14 protein-coding genes, 9 pseudogenes and 1 other annotated feature are annotated in these 19,798 nt (G+C 55.0%); of the genes and pseudogenes, 11 read left to right on the top strand and 12 right to left on the bottom strand.

Annotated elements, in window-relative coordinates; translation table 11 throughout:
* Nucleotides 1-134: 134 nt before the first annotated feature.
* The 10 genes and pseudogenes from EIO60_RS03460 to gnd form a co-directional block, all read left to right on the top strand.
* Nucleotides 135-1,466 (top strand): annotated as a pseudogene (locus EIO60_RS03460) (mannose-1-phosphate guanylyltransferase/mannose-6-phosphate isomerase); the annotation flags it as partial.
* Nucleotides 1,467-2,668: pseudogene (locus EIO60_RS03455) on the top strand (phosphohexomutase domain-containing protein); the annotation flags it as partial. It lies immediately after the preceding pseudogene.
* 15 nt (nt 2,669-2,683) lie between these two features.
* Nucleotides 2,684-3,412: pseudogene (locus EIO60_RS03450) on the top strand (ABC transporter permease).
* 187 nt (nt 3,413-3,599) lie between these two features.
* Nucleotides 3,600-3,749 (top strand): annotated as a pseudogene (locus EIO60_RS16035) (ABC transporter ATP-binding protein); the annotation flags it as partial.
* Between the two features lie 2 nt (nt 3,750-3,751).
* Nucleotides 3,752-3,934, top strand: coding sequence for a GDP-mannose 4,6-dehydratase (locus tag EIO60_RS16030; RefSeq protein ID WP_374058112.1), 183 nt, complete (start codon nt 3,752-3,754; stop codon nt 3,932-3,934).
* A gap of 147 nt (nt 3,935-4,081) precedes the next feature.
* Nucleotides 4,082-4,363: a Rossmann-fold NAD(P)-binding domain-containing protein gene (locus EIO60_RS03440; RefSeq protein WP_258575911.1), complete on the top strand. Its 282-nt coding sequence runs from the start codon at nt 4,082-4,084 to the stop codon at nt 4,361-4,363.
* Nucleotides 4,364-5,214: 851 nt separating this feature from the next.
* Nucleotides 5,215-5,415: a glycosyltransferase gene (locus EIO60_RS03435; protein WP_258575910.1), complete on the top strand. Its 201-nt coding sequence runs from the start codon at nt 5,215-5,217 to the stop codon at nt 5,413-5,415.
* A gap of 91 nt (nt 5,416-5,506) precedes the next feature.
* Complete coding sequence (locus EIO60_RS16025) at nt 5,507-5,887, top strand: glycosyltransferase (protein WP_309484675.1); 381 nt, start codon at nt 5,507-5,509, stop codon at nt 5,885-5,887.
* Nucleotides 5,888-5,933: 46 nt separating this feature from the next.
* Complete coding sequence (locus EIO60_RS16020; RefSeq protein ID WP_309484674.1) at nt 5,934-6,716, top strand: glycosyltransferase; 783 nt, start codon at nt 5,934-5,936, stop codon at nt 6,714-6,716.
* Between the two features lie 31 nt (nt 6,717-6,747).
* Complete coding sequence (gene gnd, locus EIO60_RS03425) at nt 6,748-8,157, top strand: NADP-dependent phosphogluconate dehydrogenase (RefSeq protein WP_258575909.1); 1,410 nt, start codon at nt 6,748-6,750, stop codon at nt 8,155-8,157.
* Nucleotides 8,158-8,189: 32 nt separating this feature from the next.
* Here gnd and EIO60_RS03420 read toward each other — a convergent pair.
* The 11 genes and pseudogenes from EIO60_RS03420 to hisG all read right to left on the bottom strand — a co-directional run bounded on the left by EIO60_RS03420 (nt 8,190) and on the right by hisG (nt 17,709).
* Nucleotides 8,190-9,175: pseudogene (locus tag EIO60_RS03420) on the bottom strand (M14 family metallopeptidase).
* Nucleotides 9,176-9,282: 107 nt separating this feature from the next.
* Nucleotides 9,283-10,037: pseudogene (locus EIO60_RS03415) on the bottom strand (ABC transporter substrate-binding protein).
* 100 nt (nt 10,038-10,137) lie between these two features.
* A pseudogene (locus EIO60_RS03410) lies at nt 10,138-10,593 on the bottom strand (YbaK/EbsC family protein).
* An 81-nt stretch (nt 10,594-10,674) separates the two neighbouring features.
* Nucleotides 10,675-11,286 carry a bifunctional phosphoribosyl-AMP cyclohydrolase/phosphoribosyl-ATP diphosphatase HisIE gene (gene hisIE / locus EIO60_RS03405; protein ID WP_258575908.1) on the bottom strand — a complete coding sequence of 204 codons (612 nt, stop codon included), beginning with the start codon at nt 11,284-11,286 and terminating at the stop codon, nt 10,675-10,677.
* The gene (gene hisF, locus EIO60_RS03400; RefSeq protein WP_258575907.1) at nt 11,280-12,056 is read right to left on the bottom strand and encodes an imidazole glycerol phosphate synthase subunit HisF; all 777 of its coding nucleotides are present in this window, start codon (nt 12,054-12,056) and stop codon (nt 11,280-11,282) included. Before hisF ends, hisIE begins: the two co-directional genes overlap by 7 nt.
* Nucleotides 12,038-12,775, bottom strand: a complete 738-nt coding sequence (hisA, locus tag EIO60_RS03395) for a 1-(5-phosphoribosyl)-5-[(5-phosphoribosylamino)methylideneamino]imidazole-4-carboxamide isomerase (RefSeq protein ID WP_258576054.1) — start codon at nt 12,773-12,775, stop codon at nt 12,038-12,040. The genes hisF and hisA overlap by 19 nt, the downstream gene beginning before the upstream one ends.
* Nucleotides 12,775-13,365 carry an imidazole glycerol phosphate synthase subunit HisH gene (gene hisH / locus EIO60_RS03390; RefSeq protein WP_258575906.1) on the bottom strand — a complete coding sequence of 197 codons (591 nt, stop codon included), beginning with the start codon at nt 13,363-13,365 and terminating at the stop codon, nt 12,775-12,777. The genes hisA and hisH overlap by 1 nt, the downstream gene beginning before the upstream one ends.
* A complete protein-coding gene (gene hisB, locus EIO60_RS03385; RefSeq protein ID WP_258575905.1) occupies nt 13,365-14,432 on the bottom strand; it encodes a bifunctional histidinol-phosphatase/imidazoleglycerol-phosphate dehydratase HisB in 1,068 nt (355 codons plus the stop codon). The genes hisH and hisB overlap by 1 nt, the downstream gene beginning before the upstream one ends.
* Nucleotides 14,429-15,505: a histidinol-phosphate transaminase gene (hisC, locus tag EIO60_RS03380; protein ID WP_258575904.1), complete on the bottom strand. Its 1,077-nt coding sequence runs from the start codon at nt 15,503-15,505 to the stop codon at nt 14,429-14,431. Before hisC ends, hisB begins: the two co-directional genes overlap by 4 nt.
* Nucleotides 15,502-16,806, bottom strand: coding sequence for a histidinol dehydrogenase (gene hisD, locus EIO60_RS03375; protein ID WP_258575903.1), 1,305 nt, complete (start codon nt 16,804-16,806; stop codon nt 15,502-15,504). Before hisD ends, hisC begins: the two co-directional genes overlap by 4 nt.
* A gap of 3 nt (nt 16,807-16,809) precedes the next feature.
* The gene (gene hisG, locus EIO60_RS03370) at nt 16,810-17,709 is read right to left on the bottom strand and encodes an ATP phosphoribosyltransferase (protein WP_258575902.1); all 900 of its coding nucleotides are present in this window, start codon (nt 17,707-17,709) and stop codon (nt 16,810-16,812) included.
* Nucleotides 17,710-17,758: 49 nt separating this feature from the next.
* Nucleotides 17,759-17,885 (bottom strand) — a sequence feature (His leader region).
* Nucleotides 17,886-18,054: 169 nt separating this feature from the next.
* Here hisG and EIO60_RS03365 point away from each other — a divergent pair.
* Nucleotides 18,055-18,874, top strand: a pseudogene (locus EIO60_RS03365) (SDR family oxidoreductase).
* A gap of 10 nt (nt 18,875-18,884) precedes the next feature.
* Here EIO60_RS03365 and EIO60_RS03360 read toward each other — a convergent pair.
* A pseudogene (locus tag EIO60_RS03360) lies at nt 18,885-19,609 on the bottom strand (NAD(P)/FAD-dependent oxidoreductase); the annotation flags it as partial.
* Nucleotides 19,610-19,798: the final 189 nt, after the last annotated feature.

Below are 19,798 nucleotides of genomic sequence, written 5' to 3'. Positions count from 1 at the left end.
ACGGCTATTTAATCACACAGCAGATTGGTTGCTGCAAGCCAAGGGCGATAGCGTGGTTATTTTCTGTTTTGACTAAAAAAAGTAACCCGCTGAGAATTGCATTAGCACAAACTGAAATCGTTAGAGGATGTGGAATGTTACTTCCCGTAATCATGGCCGGAGGAACCGGCAGTCGTTTGTGGCCACTTTCACGTGAACTTTATCCCGAGCAGTTCATTAGTCTGCATGGAGAACATTCCATGCTGCAGGAGATCGTAAACCGTTTGTCCGGCGTTGAAGCGCGTGCGCCACTGGTCATCTGTAACGAAGAACACCGTTTCCTGGTCGCAGAACAGCTGCGCCAGATTAAAAAGCTGTCACATAACATTATTCTTGAGCCGGTGGGGCGCAATACCGCGCCGGCTATTGCGCTGGCAGCGATCAATGTGGTGGAGCAGGGCGACGATCCGGTACTGCTGGTGCTTGCCGCCGATCACGTCATTGATAATCGCGCCGCTTCCCATGACGCCATCAAGACCGCAACCAAATATGCCAAGCAGGGCCATCATCTGGTTACCTTAGGTATCGTGCCTACCGGACCCGAAACTGGCTATAGCTACATTCACCGTGGTAAGCAGCTGCCGGGCGCGAAAGATGCGCCGTTTGGCGTGCAGCGCTTCATTGATAAGCCGAACCTCAGCACCGCGCAGGACTATCTGGCGTCAGGCGAATATTATTGGGACAGTGGCATGTTTATGTTCAGCGCCAAGCGTTATCTGCAAAAACTGAAAAATTCCGCCCGGATATTCTGGAAGCCTGCCGTCGTGCGATGGCCAACGTAAAAGAAGGCAACGACTTTATCAGCATCGATAAAGACGATTTTATCGCCTGTCCCGATGAGTCAGTGGATTATGCCGGCTGGAGCGACGTAGGCTCCTGGCCAGCGCCGTGGGAAGTGAATGACAAAGACGCTGCGGGCAACTTCCTGAAGGGCGATACCTTCCTGCACAACACGAAAAACTGCTACATCAACAGCGAAGATCAGCTGGTGGCGGCGATCGGCGTAGAAAATCTGATTATCGTCAACACGATAAGATGCCGTGCTGGTGGCGCGTAAAGATCAGATACAGGATGTGAAACGCGTCGTGGAGTTTTTGAAAAGCGAATGTCGCAGCGAGTACCGCCGCCACTGCGAGACCTACTGGCCCTGGGGCCGCTGCAATTTAGTGGTGAATACCGGGCGCTTCAACATTAACCGTATCACGGTAAAACCTGGTGAAGCCTTTAAGCTGCAAATGCACTATCACCGTACAGAGCACTGGGTAATCCTTTCCGGCACCACCAAAGTCACGATTCAGGACAAGACGCTGTTGTTGACAGAAAACCAGTCGACGTTTATTCCGATTGGCCATCAGCATACGCTGGAAAACCCGGGCAAGATCCCTCTCGAACTGTTGGAAATCCAGTCGGGAGCTTATCTTGGCGATGTTAGCGGTGATGTCCGCCTCACCAGCGAAGCGTTGAAAATGGCGCTGGCAAAGGGACTGATGGATTAAGGCACTGACGTGCTGGATATCGGACTGAGCGGGACGGAAGAGATCTATTTCGCGACTTTCCATCTGGGCATTGACGGCGGGATTGAAGTCACCGTCAGCCATAACTCGATGAATTATAGCGGCATGAAACTTGTGCGCAAAGGCGCGCGTCCTATCAGCGGCGATACCGGCCTGCGCGATGTGCAGCGTCATGAGGCCGCACGTGGCAGCTATAAGCAGATTTCCGTGCTGGATGCCTATGTCGACCGCCTGATGAGCTATATCGATCTGGTGAATTTCACTCAGCCGATGAAGCTGGTAATCAACTCAGGCAATGGCACGGCTGGTCACGTTATTGACGAGATTGAAAAACTCTTCCAGCAGGCTAATATGCCGGTGAGCTTTATCAAGGTTCATCATAAGGCTGATGGCAACTTCCCGAACAGGATCCCTAATCCACTGCTGCTGGAGTGTCGTAAGGATACCTCAGACGCGGTGCGCAACCATCAGGCTGACATGGGTATCGCTTTTGACGGTGATTTCGATCGTTGCTTCCTGTTTGATGAGCACGCCGAATTTATCGAAGGCTACTATATCGTCGGTTTGCTGGCGGAAGCGTTTTTGAAGAAAGAGCCTGGCGAAAAGATTATTCACGACCCGCTTTTGACCTGGAACACCGTTGACGTCTTTACCAAAGCGGGTGGCATCCCCGTTATGTCAAAGACCGGCCATGCCTTTAAAGAGCGTATGCGCGAAGAAGATGCGGTCTATGGCGGCGAAATTAGCGCGCATCATTACTTCCGTGACTTTGCTTATTGCGACAGCGGCATGATCCCATGGCTGCTGGCGGTGAAAGGGCAGACGCTGTCTCAGCAGGTTGAAGAGCGAATGACGGCGTTTCCGTGTAGCGGTGAGATCAACTCGAAAATTCACAACGCACACGAAAAAATCAATAAAATCAGGAATGAATACGAGGTGGAAGGATGCACTCTCGAACTGAATGATGGAATCAGTATCGCTTATAAAGAGTGGAGATTGAATCTGCGCATTCAAATACCGAGCCACTAGTCAGGCTCAATGTAGAGGCTAAAGCGGATAGCGAGCTCATGCGAGAAAAAACGGAAGAATTGCTTGATAAACTAAATGGCGAATAATTAATGATTTTTAGTTTGCTAGCTAGTATCAGTCGCTATTGGGGATTTATTCTTGATAGTATTAAGCGCGACTGGAAGTCGCGCTATCAAAGCAGCTTTTTAGGTGCGTTGTGGCTAGTACTTCAACCTGTAGCCATGATTTCAGTCTATACATTAGTCTTCTCAGAGTTGATGCGCGCGCGCATTCCTGATATGTCTATGCCACACGCCTACAGTATTTACTTATACTAGGTGTATTGACATAGGGGTTATTTGCGGAGACCCTCAATGGGCTGGTTAACGTATTCTTAGGAAATACTAATTTTTTGAAAAAGTTAGTTTTCCAAGGATATATCTGCCAATAATCGTAACACTATCTTCTATTATCAATTTTTCTATCACCTTTTCTTTATTTTTAATGTTTCTCGTAATAATCAATACATTCCTAGTCTGGGTTGTACTGACCATTATACCTGTATTGTTTATGCAAATTTTGTTTACAGTTGGATTGGGTGTGATTTTAGGTGTAATGAATGTATTTGTAAGAGATGTAAGCCAGTTTCTATCCATACTATTGCTGTTTTGGTTTTCCCCAATAGTATGTAAGCAAAACACATCCTGATTGGGCGCAAGACGCATTAAAATATAATCCAATGTCAACAATAATGAAAAGTCACTATAATTTTTTTATTTGGCAATGCTCCGGACTGGTATGCGCTTATACCAATCACCTTGATTTCGTTGATATGGCTTGTGCTGGGATAGGTACTCTTCAGAAAACATTCTGCTGATATAGTAGATGAGTTATGACTTTAAGTATTTCAGTACAGAATATATCAAAATTATATAAATCATAAACTTCCAAATGGCACAGGATCGTTGAAAGATTTCTGCTAAGAAAAGCTTAACAGCATAAAAAGAAGTAGGCTTTTAAAATATCTCTTTTGATATCGCTGCAGGAGAATCGGTAGGCATTGTTGATATTAATGGCACAGGTAAAAGCAAATTATTAACGGGCACGACGAAGCCAACAATGGGTAACATAACGACTCATGGACGAGTAGCTGCTTTACTTGAGTTAGGGATGGGCTTTCATCCTGATATTTGCTTCGGGCGCTAGTTGATTCGGATAAGAAACCCAATGCCGTGTTGAGGGCCAGTAGTGCAAACGTATATGGAAATAATACGCTAGGTAAACTCAGCGAAATTACTCCCGCTAATCCTGCAAACTATTATGCTGTCAGCAAGCTGGCTGATGGAGTATGTGGCCAAACTTTTTCAGGATAAGCTGCCGCTGATAATCGCTCAGCCATTTAATTATACTGCTGTTGGGCAGGCAGAAAAATTTTAATTCTGAAAATCGTAAGCCATTTCAAATCGCGCAGAGAAATTATCGAACTGGGTAATATCGACGTCTGGCACGACTTTTCAGATGTGCGTTACCTGGTCAAAAGCTATGCAGCCTTATTTGAATCCAACGCATTCGGCCTGACCGCTAACGTAGCTTCTGGCAAAATGCATTCTTTGCTTGAAATTATCAATATGTGCGAAGAAATTACTGTTCACTCTATCCGTATTGAAATAAATCCGCAGTTTGCCAGAGTAAATGAAATTAAAGAGCTTTGCGGCGATATTAGCCTGCTTAATCAATTAACGCATCATCAATTACGCATCATTCCACTGAGGGAAAATCTGAAATGGATGTTAGAAGTGTAAAGCTCAATGTTTTATTTTCCACTGACTTCATCAAATATCCTTTAACGGGCATTGGGCGTTACGCGTTTGAACTTGCGCATGAACTCCAGCAGCGTGAGGAAAAAGTAGCGCTGACCTGGCTTCATGGTAAAAAAATGCGAGATTCACTGGCGGTTGCTAGTGAATCGTCACAATCTATCCAGTCCGTGAAAAGGAAGCTACAGAATAGTAAAACGGTCAGTTAAATTTATCGTCTTACATTCCCACGTCTGAAGCCATAGCCGCTGCCTAATTACAAAAATCACATTTTTCACAGTCCAAACTGTTATTTTCCTCCGGGCGTAAAGCATAGCGTTGCGACATTTCATGATTTATCAGTATTTCACTAGCCACAGTTTTATCCGGCAGGTCGCGTCCATTTGATGCAGAAAGAGTTGAGAAAAACGGTTTATCGATCGGCAAGGTTAATTACCGACTATTACTATAAAAAACGTTAACTGATTGAATTCTTCGATCTGTCTGAAGATAAGATTACCGTTGCTCCATTAGCTTGAAATGAGTTATTTCATCCTCGCATTGAGGTAGAAACACAAGCTGTTCTTGAACAGTATCAGCTTCAGTCGTGTCGTTTTTTTCTTTATACCAGCACCATTGAGCCAAGAAAAAATATTCTCACTCTGTTACAGACCTACGACCGTTTACTTGGCAATACAAAACTCAACTTCCTTCTTGTGGTAAGCGGTTATAAAGGCTGGGGAAATACAGAGCTTTTTCGCCTGTTTGATAAAGGCGAAAGATAAGGGTGGTTGAAATAATTGGGTTTTGTATCAGGAAAAGATCTGCATGTTCTCTACAGCGCGGCGACCAGTTTTATGTTCCCCTCAATTTATGAGGGATTTGGATTGCCGGTTCTGGAAGCTATGGCGTCAGGTACGCCGGTTATTTGTTCCAATGCTACCTCACTTCCAGAAGTAGTAGGCGATGAGGCTTTGATGCATTCGCCAGAAGATGTTGAAACGCTGACATCTTATTTTCAGAGTATGACCGAAGATGCTGAAAAAAGCAGGCAATGATAGCCTCAGGGCTTGCTCATGCTCGGCAATTCTCATGGTCACTCTGTGCAGATAAAACAATAGAAGCTTACGAGCAGGTTGCTAAATTTATATGATCAATGTTCTACACTGCTATAAAACATATTATCCGGATACATTCGGCGGCATTGAGCAGGTAATCTATCAACTTGCCGAAGGTGGGGTAAAAGAAGGCATACATTCCACCGTTCTTACCCACAGCCCGGATTTTAAAGAGGAAGTTTCAATACTTGACCATCATACGATTCATCGTGTGAAAACGTTCTGCGAATTTGCATCAACGCCTTTTTCTTTTAAAGCGGTGCCGACCTTTCGAAGGTTTTCGCAATCTACCGATATTATTAACTATCATTTCCCTTATTCATTTATGCACCTTATGCATTTTGCTGCAGATATAAAAAACTTTCAGTGGTCAGTTATCATTCTAATATTGTTAAAAAAAGACTTTGCTTAAACTTTATGAACCATTTATGACTTGCTTTCTTAAATCAGTTGAACACATGGTTGTTGCATCGTCAAATCACGTTGAAAGTAGTCCTGTCTTGCAGCAGTTTAAAGAAAAAGTTGATGTTATTCCTTACGGTCTCGATAAGACTTTTTATCAAAATAATGACGCAGAGGTACTTGAAAAATGGAAAGCAATTTACCCTCACGGGTTCTTTCTGTTTATAGGTACTTTCCGCTATTATAAAGGTTTACATATTTTAATCGAGGCAGCTAAAAATAGCCGCTACCCTATTGTTGTTGTCGGCGCCGGTCTGATTGCAACGGAACTGAAAGCACAGGCAACAAAGCTATCGGTTAATAATATTCATTTTCTCGGTGCGCTTGGCGACAGTAACAAAGCAGCATTATTACAATTAAGTACATGTCTGGTATTCCCGTCTCACTTGCGTTCAGAGGCATTTGGCATTTCGCTGCTGGAAGGCGCGCTTTACTCCAAGCCTCTTATCTCAAGCGAAATCGGAACCGGTACAACCTATATTAATATACACCGAGAAACGGGTCTGGTCGTTCCGCCCTCCGATCCGGCGGCATTATGTAGGGCAATGGATGAAATCTGGCAAAATCCCGAACAGGCAAAAAGCTATGGCGAAGCGGCTTACAACAGATTCGAATCGCTTTTCACTGCTAAAAAAATGGTCGCTAGCTATAATAACATCAATAAGTTACTGATAATTATGATTTTTCATTTTTTCAACCCGCTATCGCACCAATCATTACCTCTTATCGGCAATCCTGAGTTAACATATCGGCCACTTAGTGAAGGGTGTTACTGGTAATATTCTGCGAGACCACAGACAGGAGTATGTAATGTCCAAGCAACAGATCGGCGTTGTAGGTATGGCAGTAATGGGCCGTAACCTGGCTCTCAATATTGAAAGCCGCGGTTACACCGTCTCTGTCTTTAACCGTTCACGCGAAAAGACTGATGAAGTTATCGCTGAAAATACGGGCAAGAAACTGGCGCCTTATTACACCATCGAAGAATTTGTCGACTCGCTAGAAAAACCGCGTCGTATCCTGCTGATGGTTCAGGCGGGCGAAGCGACGGATAAAACCATCGCTTCCCTGACGCCGCACCTTGACAAAGGCGACATCCTGATCGATGGCGGTAATACCTTCTATAAAGACACTATTCGTCGTAACAAAGAGCTGTCTGAGCAGGGCTTCAACTTCATCGGCACCGGCGTATCCGGCGGTGAAGAGGGCGCGCTGAAAGGTCCGTCTATCATGCCTGGCGGTCAGAAAGAAGCTTACGAACTGGTTGCCCCGATTCTGGACAAAATCGCTGCGCGCACGGAAGATGGCGAAGCCTGCGTAACCTATATCGGTCCGGACGGCGCTGGCCACTATGTGAAAATGGTGCATAACGGCATCGAGTATGGCGATATGCAGCTGATCGCTGAAGCCTATGCGCTGCTGAAAGGCGCGCTGGGTCTGAGCAACGAAGAGCTGGCGAAAACCTTCACCGAGTGGAACAATGGCGAGCTGAGCAGCTACCTGATCGACATCACCAAAGATATCTTCACCAAGAAAGATGAAGAGGGTAACGACCTGGTTGACGTCATCTTGGACGAAGCGGCGAACAAAGGCACCGGTAAGTGGACCAGCCAGAGCTCCCTGGATCTTGGCGAGCCGCTGTCACTGATCACTGAATCAGTATTTGCCCGCTATCTCTCCTCTCTAAAGATGCAGCGCGTGGCGGCCTCTAAAGTGCTGAGCGGCCCGCAGGCGCAGGCGTTCACCGGAGACAAAGCGGAATTCGTAGAGAAAGTGCGTCGTGCGCTCTATCTGGGCAAAATCGTTTCCTATGCTCAGGGCTTCTCTCAGCTGCGTGCCGCCTCTGAACAGTACAGCTGGGATCTGCACTACGGCGAAATCGCGAAAATCTTCCGCGCTGGCTGCATCATCCGCGCACAGTTCCTGCAAAAAATTACCGATGCTTATGCGGAAAATGCGGACATTGCGAACCTGCTGCTGGCGCCTTACTTCAAGAACATCGCTAACGAATATCAGCAGGCGCTGCGCGACGTGGTTGCCGATGCGGTGCAGAACGGTATCCCGACGCCGACCTTCTCTGCCGCTATCGCTTACTACGACAGCTACCGTTCAGAAGTGCTGCCTGCCAATCTGATTCAGGCGCAGCGCGACTACTTCGGTGCGCATACCTATAAGCGCATTGATAAAGACGGTGTATTCCACACCGAGTGGCTGGACTAATTATGAAAAAGGCTTCCGTCAGGAAGCCTTTTTTATCCCACCAGCAGATCCCCGCTCCTGACCTCATCCTCTCCCGCCAGCCGCACTACCAGCATGCCCGCCGTTGCAAACTTCGCCCAGTGCCGCGCGTAGAGCACGCCGCCATACTCCGCCACCAGCGGCGTAACGAAATCTGTCACCGGATCAACCACCTCTGCCACCACTTCGCCTGGACGGATCCACGCGCCCAGCTTTTTGCGATGCAGAATCAAACCGGACACCGGCGAATGGATATATTTGCAGGCGGCCAGCGGCGTCGCCGGTTTTTTCAGCGCAGGGGAGAGAGGCGCATGCTCCGTATGGCGCAAGGTAATCACGTTGACCTCTTTCGATACCTCGACCGCCTCCAGCGCTCTCGCCGCGGCGCTGCAATATCCTCGGCGTTCGCCGTGACCAGCGCCAGCTCGTCGCCGCCGATAACCGGCGCCGCCACCTCGGCTGAAATCGCCGGCTCTTCCGCCGCGCTCGCAGCGCGCTGATGATCGATCATCAGGTCCGCCTGACTTGCCATGCGCATCAGGGTAAAGCGCTGCGCCTCCAGCTCGGTTCGGGCGATCACGTCGTGATAGTGGCGATCGATGGCGTCACGGATCAGACGCTTGTTTTCACTTTCGTTCGGCGTCAGAGAACCATCCAGCTCCGCCGCCAGCTTCTCACCCAGCGAGGGGAAGCGGCGGTTGAAATCCTGGCCGGACTCGCTGTGAAAGCGGCCCAGATGTGTGCCTTGCCAGTGCTGGCTCAGCGCCAGCGGGTTGGCCACCGGCACTAGCGTAAAGCCCGCACGCAGCCGGCCTGCGGACTCAAGCGCCATTAGCTTCTGTTTCAGATACCAGGAGACCGCCATGCCGGGGATCTCGTCGCCGTGCAGAGCAGTCTGAATATAGACCTGCTTATATTTTTCTTCGCCGAAGTGGAAGCTGATGATCTCGCGCTGGGTGCCCAGCGAGGCGCTGATTAGGGAATGATGTTGTTGATGCATGGGGCGCTGATTGTCCTGTCATTAGAATAGGGCGCAGGTTGCGACCAGAAAATGAAGAAAAGTATCGTGCCGAATCAAAGCAGGCGGCCACTTAGGTCGCCTCAGGGTTACTGCTGAATAGAGATATCGGTCGCGAAATACTTCTTCTGAATCGCGTCGAAGGTGCCGTTCTTTTTGATTTCGGCGAAGGCGCTGTCCAGCGCGGTTTTCAGTTCGCTATCGCCCTTACGCAGGCCGATGGCTGTTCCCGGACCGATAATCGGGTCTGCACTATCGGGCCGGTTAGCTCGAAATCTTTGCCTTGCGGATGCTTCAGAAAACCGTTGGCCGCCTGCGCCGCATCGGTAAACACCACATCGAGACGACCGGAGATCAGATCGCTCTCAACCTGCGCCTGATCGCCGTAGGGCACCATAGTCACGCCGTACGGCTGCCAATTGGCGCGCACATGGCGCTCCTGCACCGTGCCTTGCTCCTCGCCCACGGTTTTGCCCTTCAGCGACTCGGCGGTCGGCTGCAGGCCGGAGCCTTTGCGCGCAATCAGCTGGGTATGGGTGTCATAGAGCGGCATGGTAAAGTCGATCTGCTTCAGGCGCTCTTCGGTAATATCCATATCGGAGAGAATGGCGCCGAACTTGCGCGCCTTCAGCGCCGGGATCATGCCGTCGAACTGGCTTTCCACCCAGACGCATTTCACCTGCATCTGCGCGCACAGCGCGTTGCCCAGGTCGATATCAAAGCCCACCAGCTTGCCCTGCGGGGTTTTGGACTCAAAAGGGGGATAGGTCGGATCGACCGCGAAACGTACCTGAGCGATTTTTGCCTGCGAGCCAAAGGCGCAGCCTGCCAGTACGGCGGTCATCAGCGCGGTACGCAGACGTTAGAAAACAGGAGTGGCTATAGTCTCTTCTTTTATCGTGATGTTGAATAAGCAAAGTACCTGCCTGCGCTAGTTATGAAAATTAATGTTTTATTTTCAATAATTTAGAATTACAGAGGCGGCGGTAGTCCTCAGTATTCACGATGACCGACCGATCCAGCCGGCCGGCGTTAAAGGCGATCTCCTCATAGCGCACGAACAGCAGCGGATCGACCACCAGCGTCAGATCGGGATGAAACGAGAGGGGCGGAATGGCACCGAACACGCAGCCGGTCAGCATATCGACTTCTGCAGGGCTGGCGAGCGAGGCGCGTCGGCCGCCGACCGCTTCCGCCACTTTGCCTAAATCCGCCTACCGATCCGCTGGCAGTACCGCCAGCACATGCTGTTTCTCACCGTTGCCTTTGGCGTGACACACCAACGCCGTGCCTCGCATAGCCGCCACCGCCTCGCACTTACCGATCACGTCATGCGCCATCAGGCGATAGCGCGCCTGATGCTGATCTAGCAGGGCGATCAGTTTGTCATAAGTGGTCATAGCCGGGTCCTGAAGCGAACAGAAGAACCGTGCCGCTCAACATCTTGTTCGCTTTCCGACGTTGAGCAGCATGGCGCGCTGCTACTTATGCCGCGCGCGTAGATTATTGATAATGGCACTGAGGTCGAGATCCTGATCCTGCAGCAGCACCAGCAGGTGATAAAGCAGATCGGACGCCTCGTTGGTTAGCTCTTGGCGGTCGTTGACCGTGGCCGCCAGTGCGGTCTCCACGCCTTCTTCGCCCACCTTCTGCGCAATGCGCTTGGTGCCGCTGGCATAGAGCTGCGCGGTATAGGAGCTGGCGGGATCGGCGCTTTTGCGCGACGCCAGCAGCTGCTCAAGCTGGTGCAAGAATACCCAGTTGGGGGCGGCAGGTGAGAAGCAGCTGGAGGTACCGCGGTGGCAGGTCGGCCCGATGGGGTCGGCCAGCATCAGCAGGGTGTCGTTGTCGCAGTCGGGCGTGATGCTCACTACTTTGAGAAAGTGGCCAGAGGTTTCGCCTTTGGTCCACAGACGCTGTTTGGTGCGCGAGAAAAAGGTGACGCGGCCGTCGCTTAGGGTTTTTGCCAGCGCGTCCTGATTTATATAGCCGTGCATCAGCACTTCGCCGGAGACGCTGTGCTGCACGATAGCGGGCATCATGCCCTCTGTTTTGGCCCAATCGAGGCGAGCCAGTTGCTCTGTAGTTAGCACGCGCGAATCTCCACTCCGTTCTCTTTCAGAAAGCTCTTCAGTTCGCCGATATTGATAATTTGCTTGTGGAACACCGAGGCGGCCAGCGCGCCGTCGACGTTCGCCTGCTCAAAGGCGTCGAGGAAGTGCTGCACCGTGCCCGCGCCGCCGGAGGCGATCAGCGGCACCCTGCAGACGGCGCGCACTTTCTGCAGCTGCGTCAGGTCATAGCCGTTGCGCACGCCATCCTGATTCATCATATTCAGCACGATTTCGCCCGCGCCGCGCTTTTGCACCTCTTCAACCCACGCCAGCGTTTTCCACTCGGTCACGCGGGTGCGCGCTTTGTCGCCGGTATACTGATTGACGTGATATTTGCCGCTCGCCTCGTCGAACCAGGTATCGATGCCCACTACGATGCACTGCACGCCGAAGCGATCCGCTAGGCGGGTAATCAGCCCGGGCTCGGCCAACGCCGGCGAGTTGATGGAGATCTTGTCGGCGCCGAACTCCAGAATGCGCGCCGCATCCTCCTCGCTTTTAATGCCGCCCGCCACGCAGAAGGGAATATCGATCACCTCCGCCACGCGCGACACCCAGCTTTTGTCCACCACGCGGCCGTCGCTGGAGGCAGTGATATCATAGAACACCAGCTCATCCGCACCTTCTTGCGCGTAGCGCCGCGCCAGCGGCACGATATTGCCGATGATTTCGTGATTGCGGAACTGGACGCCCTTGACGACCTGGCCGTCGCGCACGTCAAGACAGGGAATTATGCGTTTTGCCAGCATGCGATAGCCTCCGAAACCGTGAATTTACCTTCCAGCAGGGCGCGTCCGATGATGACGCCTTTAACGCCGCTGCTGCGCAGCGCCGCGATATCCTCTAGGCCGCCGATGCCGCCTGAAGACTGAAACGCAATGTCGGGAAAGCGCGCGGTCACTTCCTGATAGAGGGCGACGTTAGAGCCGCTCAGGGTACCGTCGCGTGAAATATCGGTGCAGAGCACATGCTTCAGCCCTACCGGCGCAAACTGCACGATCACCTCTTCCAGCGTTACGCCGGCCGCTTCCTGCCAGCCGCCAATGGCGACCTCTTTGCGGTTTGCCGCATCAATGCGCACGTCCAGCGCCAGCACGATCGCCTCGGCGCCGAACTCGCTGAACCATGTATTGACTTCTTCCGGCGCTTTCACCACCGTGGAGCCGACGACCACGCGGCTGGCGCCCGCGTCCAGCAGCGCTTTCACGTCGTCGCGCGTGCGGATACCGCCGCCGACCTGCACGATGGCGTCGACGCCGTTGAGCAGGGTTTGCAGCAGCGCGATCTGATGCTTCGCCGGATCCTTTGCGCCGGTGAGATCCACCAGATGCAGCACCGTCGCGCCCTGGCGCGCGTAATCCTGCAGGCGCGGCAGCGGATCGCTGCCGTAGTTGCGCTGCTGGTCGTAGTCGCCCTGATGCAGGCGCACCACCTTGCCCTCAATCAAATCTAACGCGGGGATAATCATCACATCTCCAGGAAGTTTTTCAGCAGCTGCGCGCCTGCTTTGCTGGAGCGCTCCGGGTGGAACTGCACGCCGAAGAAATTATCTTTCTGCACGGCGGCGGTGAAGGGCTGCCCATAGTCGCACTGCGCGATGGTGCTGGCGTTAATCGGCATGGCGTAGCTGTGCACGAAGTAGAAGTAGCTCTCCTCGTCGATGCCGCGAAACAAGTGGCTGCCCGCCTGGGCGATAATCTGGTTCCAGCCCATATGCGGCAGCGGCAGTCCCTGGGTATTCATCAGCCCGCAGGTGGCATCGATAATGCCGAGGGTGTTGATACCGCCGTTCTCCTCGCTGCTGCCGCCCAGCAGCTGCATGCCGAGACAGATGCCCAGCACCGGCTGGGTGCAGGTCTTGATCAGGTCGACCAGATCGCGCTCTTCCAGCTGATTCATCGCTGCCTGCGCGGTGCCGACGCCCGGCAGAAGCAGCTTGTCGGCGCGCAGTACCACGTCAGGGTCGCGACTGACGTCAGGCGCGTAGCCGAGACGCTCCACCGCCCATTTCACCGACGAGAGGTTGGCGCAGCCGGTGTCGAGGATCACCAAGTTCATTACAGCACTCCTTTCGAGCTGGGCAGGGTATTGCCATCGACGCGGATCGCCTGGCGCAGCGTGCGGCCAAAGGCTTTGAACAGGCTCTCGACGCGGTGATGATCGTTTTTGCCTTTGGTTTTCAGGTGCAGGGTGCTCATCATGGCGTAGGAGAGCGAACGGAAGAAGTGCTCCACCATCTCGGTGCTCATATCGCCGACGCGCTGGTAGCGAAACCCCGCCTTGAACTCAAGGTGCGGACGGCCGGAGATATCGAGGGCGCAGCGCGCCAGACACTCGTCCATCGGCAGCACAAAGCCGAAGCGGCCGATGCCGCGCTTGTCGCCCAGCGCCTTCCACAGCGCCTCGCCGAGCGCCAGCCCGGTATCTTCAATAGTGTGGTGATCGTCGATATAGAGATCGCCTTTCACCTCGATATTCATGCGGAAGCCGCCGTGTACTGCGATCTGATCCAACATATGGTCGAAGAAGCCGACGCCAGTGTTGATTTTGCTGTTGCCTTCGCGGTCCAGCCACACCTCGACCTGAATCTGCGTCTCTTTGGTGTTGCGGTTGATCAGCGCATGGCTATCGCGTTTGGTCAGGCGCGCCTGAATGGCATTCCAGTCCTCGCCTTCCCGGCCGAAGCGAATGCCCTGAATCCCCATATTCTGCGCCAGTGCGATATCGGTCAGACGATCGCCGATCACGTAGCTGTTGGCCATATCGATGGCGCCCTCCGCCAGCCAGGCCTCGACCATTTTGGTCTTCGGCTTGCGGCAGTCGCAGTTATCTTCCGGCTTGTGCGGGCAAATCAGGACGTCGTCGAAGCGGATGCCCTGCGAGCTCAGCACCTGCATCATCAGATTGTGCGGGCCGTCGAAATCCGCCTGCGGAAAGCTGCTGGTGCCGAGCCCATCCTGGTTGGTGATCATCACCAGTCGGTAGCCGGCGCTCTGCAGCGCCAGCAGCGCCGGGATCACGTTCTCCTCAAACGCCAGCTTCTCTAGGCTGTCTACCTGAAAGTCTTCCGGCGGCTCCGCGATAATGGTGCCGTCGCGATCGATAAAAAGGGTCTTCTGACTCATGCGTTCTCCACAGATAAAACCTGCAGTGCGGCCACTAGGTGCTCGCACTCTTGACGCGTGCCTATAGAAATGCGTAGGCATCCCGCAAGGCCCAGATTTTTGTTCTGGTCGCGTAGAATAATGCCCTGATCCCACAGGGATTCAAACACCGCAGGCGAATCGGCGAAGCGCGCCAGAATATAGTTGGTCTCGCTGGGAAAAACCTGCTGTACTAGGCTGAGCCGGGAGAGCTGCTCCAGCAGCCAAGCGCGGTTGGCGTTCAGCTCGGCGACGTGCTGACGCATCAGCGCAATGCCCCGATCGCTCAGCACTTGGCCGGCAATGTCAGCCACCGGCGTCGCCAGCGGATAGGGCGTGATCACCTTCATCAGCAGATCGATCACCGGCTTGTTCGCGAGGGTAAAGCCGCAACGCAGACCAGCCAGCGCAAACGCCTTCGACAGCGTTCGCAGGATCACCAGGTGCGGGTAATCCTTCAGCCAGCCGCTCAGCTTCGCCTGCGGACAGAATTCAATATAGGCTTCATCGGCCACCACCAGCGCTTTGCCGGCGGTCATCTCCAGCAGGGCGCGGATATCGTCCGGGTCGATCAGGTTGCCGGTCGGGTTGTTGGGGCTGCACATATAGACCACCTTCACGCCGTCGAGGCGATCGGCGATGGCGGGCAGATTGAGCTGCCAGTTCTCCCGCGTGGGCACGGTGCGGTACTCAATGCCGATGGTCTCGGCGCTGACGCTGTACATGCCGTAGGTCGGCGGGCAGAACAGAATCGCGTCTTTGCATGGCTCGCAGAAGGCGCGCATCACCAGCTCGATGCCTTCGTCCGCGCCGCGGCTCACCAGCACCTGTTCCGGCTGTAGCCCGGAGTAAGCGGCGTAGCGCGCGATCACCACTTTCGGCTGGCACTCCGGGTAGCGGTTCAGCGTCTGCTGCGACAGCTCAAAGGGCACCGGCAGCGGAAATTCGTTGGCGTTGAGCCAGACGTCGCCGTTGCCGCCGAGGCGGCGTGCGGACTGATAGGGCGTCAGGGCGCGCACGTTGTCGCGCGCTAGCTCTTCAATATTCCAGCTCATGCTTGCTCCTTCAGCGCGGCAACGCGCAGGGTAACGGCGTTTTTATGCGCCTCCAGCTGCTCGGCGGCGGCCAGCGTTTCGATGGTGGCGGCGAGATTAAGGAAGCCCTGCGGCGTCAGCTCCTGCACCGTCATGCGTTTCTGAAAATCGGCCACGCCGAGGCTGGAGCTGGTGGCGGTGTAGCCGTAGGTCGGCAGCACGTGGTTGGTGCCGGAGGCGTAGTCGCCCCCCGACTCCGGCGACCAGTCGCCGAGAAACACCGAGCCGGCGCTGGTGATGGCGTCCACCAGCTCGCGCGGCTGGCGCGTTTGAATAATCAGGTGCTCCGGGCCGTACTGGTTGGAGATCGCCACGCACTCCTCGAGGTCGCGCGTCACGATCAACCGGCTGCTCGCCAGTGCCTGACGCGCGGTGGCGGCGCGCGTCAGCGCCTGCAGCTGCGCCTCGACCGCCTCGGCGACGCCCTGCGCCAGCTCAGCGGACGGCGTCAGCAGGATCACCTGCGAGTCGGGGCCGTGTTCCGCCTGCGACAGCAGGTCCGAGGCGACAAAGGCGGGCGTCGCGCCCGCGTCGGCGATCACCAGCACTTCCGACGGACCAGCGGGCATATCGATCGCCGCACCGTCGAGACGCTGGCTCACCTGGCGCTTCGCCTCGGTGACCCAGGCGTTGCCCGGCCCGAAAATTTTGTCCACTTTCGGCACGCTCTCGGTGCCGAAGGCGAGGGCGGCGATCGCCTGCGCGCCGCCCACCTGGAACACCTCTTCGACGCCGCACAGCTGGGCTGCATAGAGGATCTCATTGGCAATCGGCGGCGGCGAGCAGAGCGCCACACGGCCGCAGTCGGCGATGCGCGCCGGGGTGGCCAGCATCAGCACAGTGGAGAAGAGCGGAGCGGAGCCGCCGGGAATGTAGAGCCCGACCGACCGCACCGGACGGGTGATCTGCTGGCAGCGCACGCCGGGCTGCGTCTCGACATCCACCGTCGACAGCTGCTGCGCGTTGTGGAAGATTTCGATATTGGCGACGGCGACGGCCATCGCCTTTTTCAAATCGTTGCTCAGCCGCGCGCCGGCGGCAGCGATTTGCGCGGGCGTGACGCGCAGCGCATCGATTTGCGCCTTGTCAAAGCGCGCGCTGAAGTCGCGCAGCGCCGCGTCGCCGCGCGACTTCACCTGGTCCAGCACGTCGCGCACCGTGGCGGCGATGGTTTCAGAGGCCGCGATGGCCGGGCGCTGCAGCAGCGCCTGCCGCTGCGCCTCGCTGCACTTCTGCCAGTTGACGGGGGTCATTAATGACATGGTTTACTCCATCATCTTTTCAATGGGCAGCACCAGAATCGAGCTGGCGCCCAGCGCTTTCAGTTTTTCCATGATTTCCCAGAACAGGGTTTCGCTGCTCACCATGTGCATCGCCATGCGGCTCTGATCGCCCGCCAGCGGCAGCACGGTTGGGCGCTCCGCGCCCGGCAGCAGCTGGATCACCTCTTCCAGACGCTCGCTCGGCGCGTGCATCATGATGTATTTGGATTCGCACGCCTTGATAACGCCCTGAATACGGGTCATCAGCTTGTCGATCAGCTCCTGCTTCTCCACCGCCATTTCGCCGTCGCGCTGGATCAGCACCGCTTTGGAGCGGTAGATCACTTCCACTTCGCGCAGGCCGTTGGCCTCCAGCGTGGCGCCGGTAGAGACCAAGTCGCAAATCGCGTCCGCCAGGCCGGCGCGCGGCGCGACTTCCACTGAGCCGTTCAGCATGCAGGGTTTGAAGTTAAGGCCTTTTTTGTCGAGGTACTGTTTCAGCAGGTGAGGATAGGAGGTGGCGATGCGGGCGTTATTCAGGCACTGCGGGCCGCTATACTCTTCATCCACCGGCATCGCCAGCGACAGGCGGCAGCCGCCGAAGTCGAGACGGCGCAGCGTCAGGTAGCGCGGATCTTCGCCCTGCGCGCGGCGCGTCAGCAGCTCTTCTTCCAGCACGTTCTCGCCGATGATGCCGAGGTCCACCACGCCGTCCATCACCAGACCAGGAATATCGTCATCGCGCACGCGCAGAATATCGATCGGCATGTTCTCTGCAAAGGCGATCAGGCGCTGCTGCTGCAGGTTGATTTTAATGCCGCAGCGCGCCAGCAGTTCACGTGAGTCATCGCTTAAACGGCCAGATTTCTGCATAGCTATGCGAATGCGTTTGTTATCTAACATCGGTCCTGTCCTCGTTTTCATTCCTGTCTGAAAAGGTGTTGCGCCAGCCCATAAAAAAACCCCGGAAGACGATCTTCCGGGGGTTCTCTAAAAAATTTCGTTCGCACCACTGGAAGAGCTGAATGTCTCCCAGCACCCATCGCCTGAAAGACTAGTCAGAGTGATGGTGATGATGATTAAACTGAACGCGCGTCATAGTAAATTCCGTTGCTGAACGAGTATTCATTTGCATGCTGATTAACCTAGCGAAGATAGCGCCAATGCGCAACTCTTTTTTAACCTTTGCGGGTTCGGCGTCGGAGCGCACTAAGGATGAACAGCAGTAAGACAAGCGCAGGAGAGCAAATGAAAAAGGTCGCAATTATCGGTCTGGGCTGGCTGGGGATGGCGCTGACGGCGCGCGGCTGGCAGGTGACCGGCAGCAAAACCACGCCGGACGGCGTCGAGGCGGCGCGCCGCTGCGGCATTGAGGCGGTGCAGCTGCAGCTGACGCCGGAAATCGCGTGCGACGTCGAGGATCTCGCCACGCTGCTGGACACCGACGCGCTGGTGGTGACACTGTCCGCCAGCCGCACGGCGGAGGGCGGCGACAGCTATATGCAGGCGGTGCAGAGCGTGGTAGACAGCGCGCTGGCTAATCAGGTGCCGCACATTATCTTTACCAGTTCGACGTCGGTCTACGGCGGCGGCAGCGGCGTGATGACGGAGAGAAGCGCGCTGCAGCCGGAAACGGTGGCGGGCAAGACGCTGGCTGAGCTTGAGAGCTGGCTGCACGATCTGCTCGGCACCCAGGTGGATATTTTGCGCCTGGCGGGCCTGGTGGGGCCGAGTCGCCATCCCGGCCGCTTCCTCGCGGGAAAAAGCGGGCTGACCAACGCGGCGCACACGGCGTCAACCTGGTGCATCTGGATGACGTGGTCAGCGCTATCCTGCTGCTGCTGCAGTCGCCGGCAGGCGGGCGCGTCTTCAACCTCTGCGAGCCACAGCATCCGCGGCACGGGCGGACTTTTACCCCGCCGTGTCGCGCCAGCTGGGCCTGACGTCGCCCACCTTTGTCCCGTCCGATCGGGCGGAAACGGGCAAGCTGATCGACGGTTCGCGCATCTGCGACGCGCTGGGCTTCACCTACCGCTACGACGACCCGGCGAAAATGCCACTGGAGTAATCTCCGCCTTTTAAACGTCGAGCCGGTCGCGCAGCGTATACCAGGCGGCGCCCATGGCGGTCGGCGGCACCTTGAAGCGCCGACCGCTGGGGAAGGGCAGGTGCGGCAGCTTCGCAAAGGTGTCGAAGCGCTCTGCATCGCCGCGCAAATCAGCTTGCCGGAGAGGTGGGTGCTGGTGACGCCGTGGCCGCTGTCTCCCTAAAGTGGACGTTGCGCTCCAGCCGGCCGAACTGCGGCAGCCTGGAGAGCGTCAGCAGGAAGTTGCCGCTCCAGCAGTAGCTAAACTGAATGTCGCGCAGCTGCGGGTAAGGTGCGCAGCAGCTTGGGTCGGATCAACGCCTCGATATCCTGCGGCTTGCGCGCGCCGTAAACCACGCCGCCGCCGTAGAGCAGCTGGTTGTTCGCGGTGGGGCGTAAGTAGTCGAGCAGATAGTTGCAGTCCTCGACGCAGTAGTTGTTCGGCAGCAGCGCCAGCACCCGATCGCGGCTCAGCGGTTCGCTGGCGACGATCTGCGAGCCACACGCCATGCTTTTCAGCCGCGGCTCCAGCTGCGAGGGCAGATAGGCCTTGCCAGCGAAAATCACGAAGGTGGCGCTTGCTTTGCCGCGCACGGTTTTCACCCGGTTGGGCGCGCCATATTTCACCTCGGTGGCGACGGAGCGCTCGTAGATGCGCCCGCCGTGACAGCGAATCGCCTCCGTTTCTCCCAGTGCGAGGTTAAGAGGATGCAGATGGCACATTGCTACGCCAATCAAGGGTTTGTCAAAAATAATGCCCATAACTCTCCTCGACTTGCTGTTCAAAAAATTCACCGATCGGGCGTGCAGAAGCGTAAAGCGTGCAATATTTTTTTCAATCTAGCAACGTGCTGTTTGTTTCTCAAACAGTCTTGTTACATTTGCACACTTTTTGTGTTAGCGCTA

Origin of the sequence: Candidatus Pantoea persica, assembly GCF_013753875.1 — a bacterium.
GTDB classification, from domain to species: domain Bacteria; phylum Pseudomonadota; class Gammaproteobacteria; order Enterobacterales; family Enterobacteriaceae; genus Pantoea; species Pantoea persica.
Note: the sequence above shows the minus strand (reverse complement) of the source record. Positions and strands in the feature narration are given on the sequence as shown.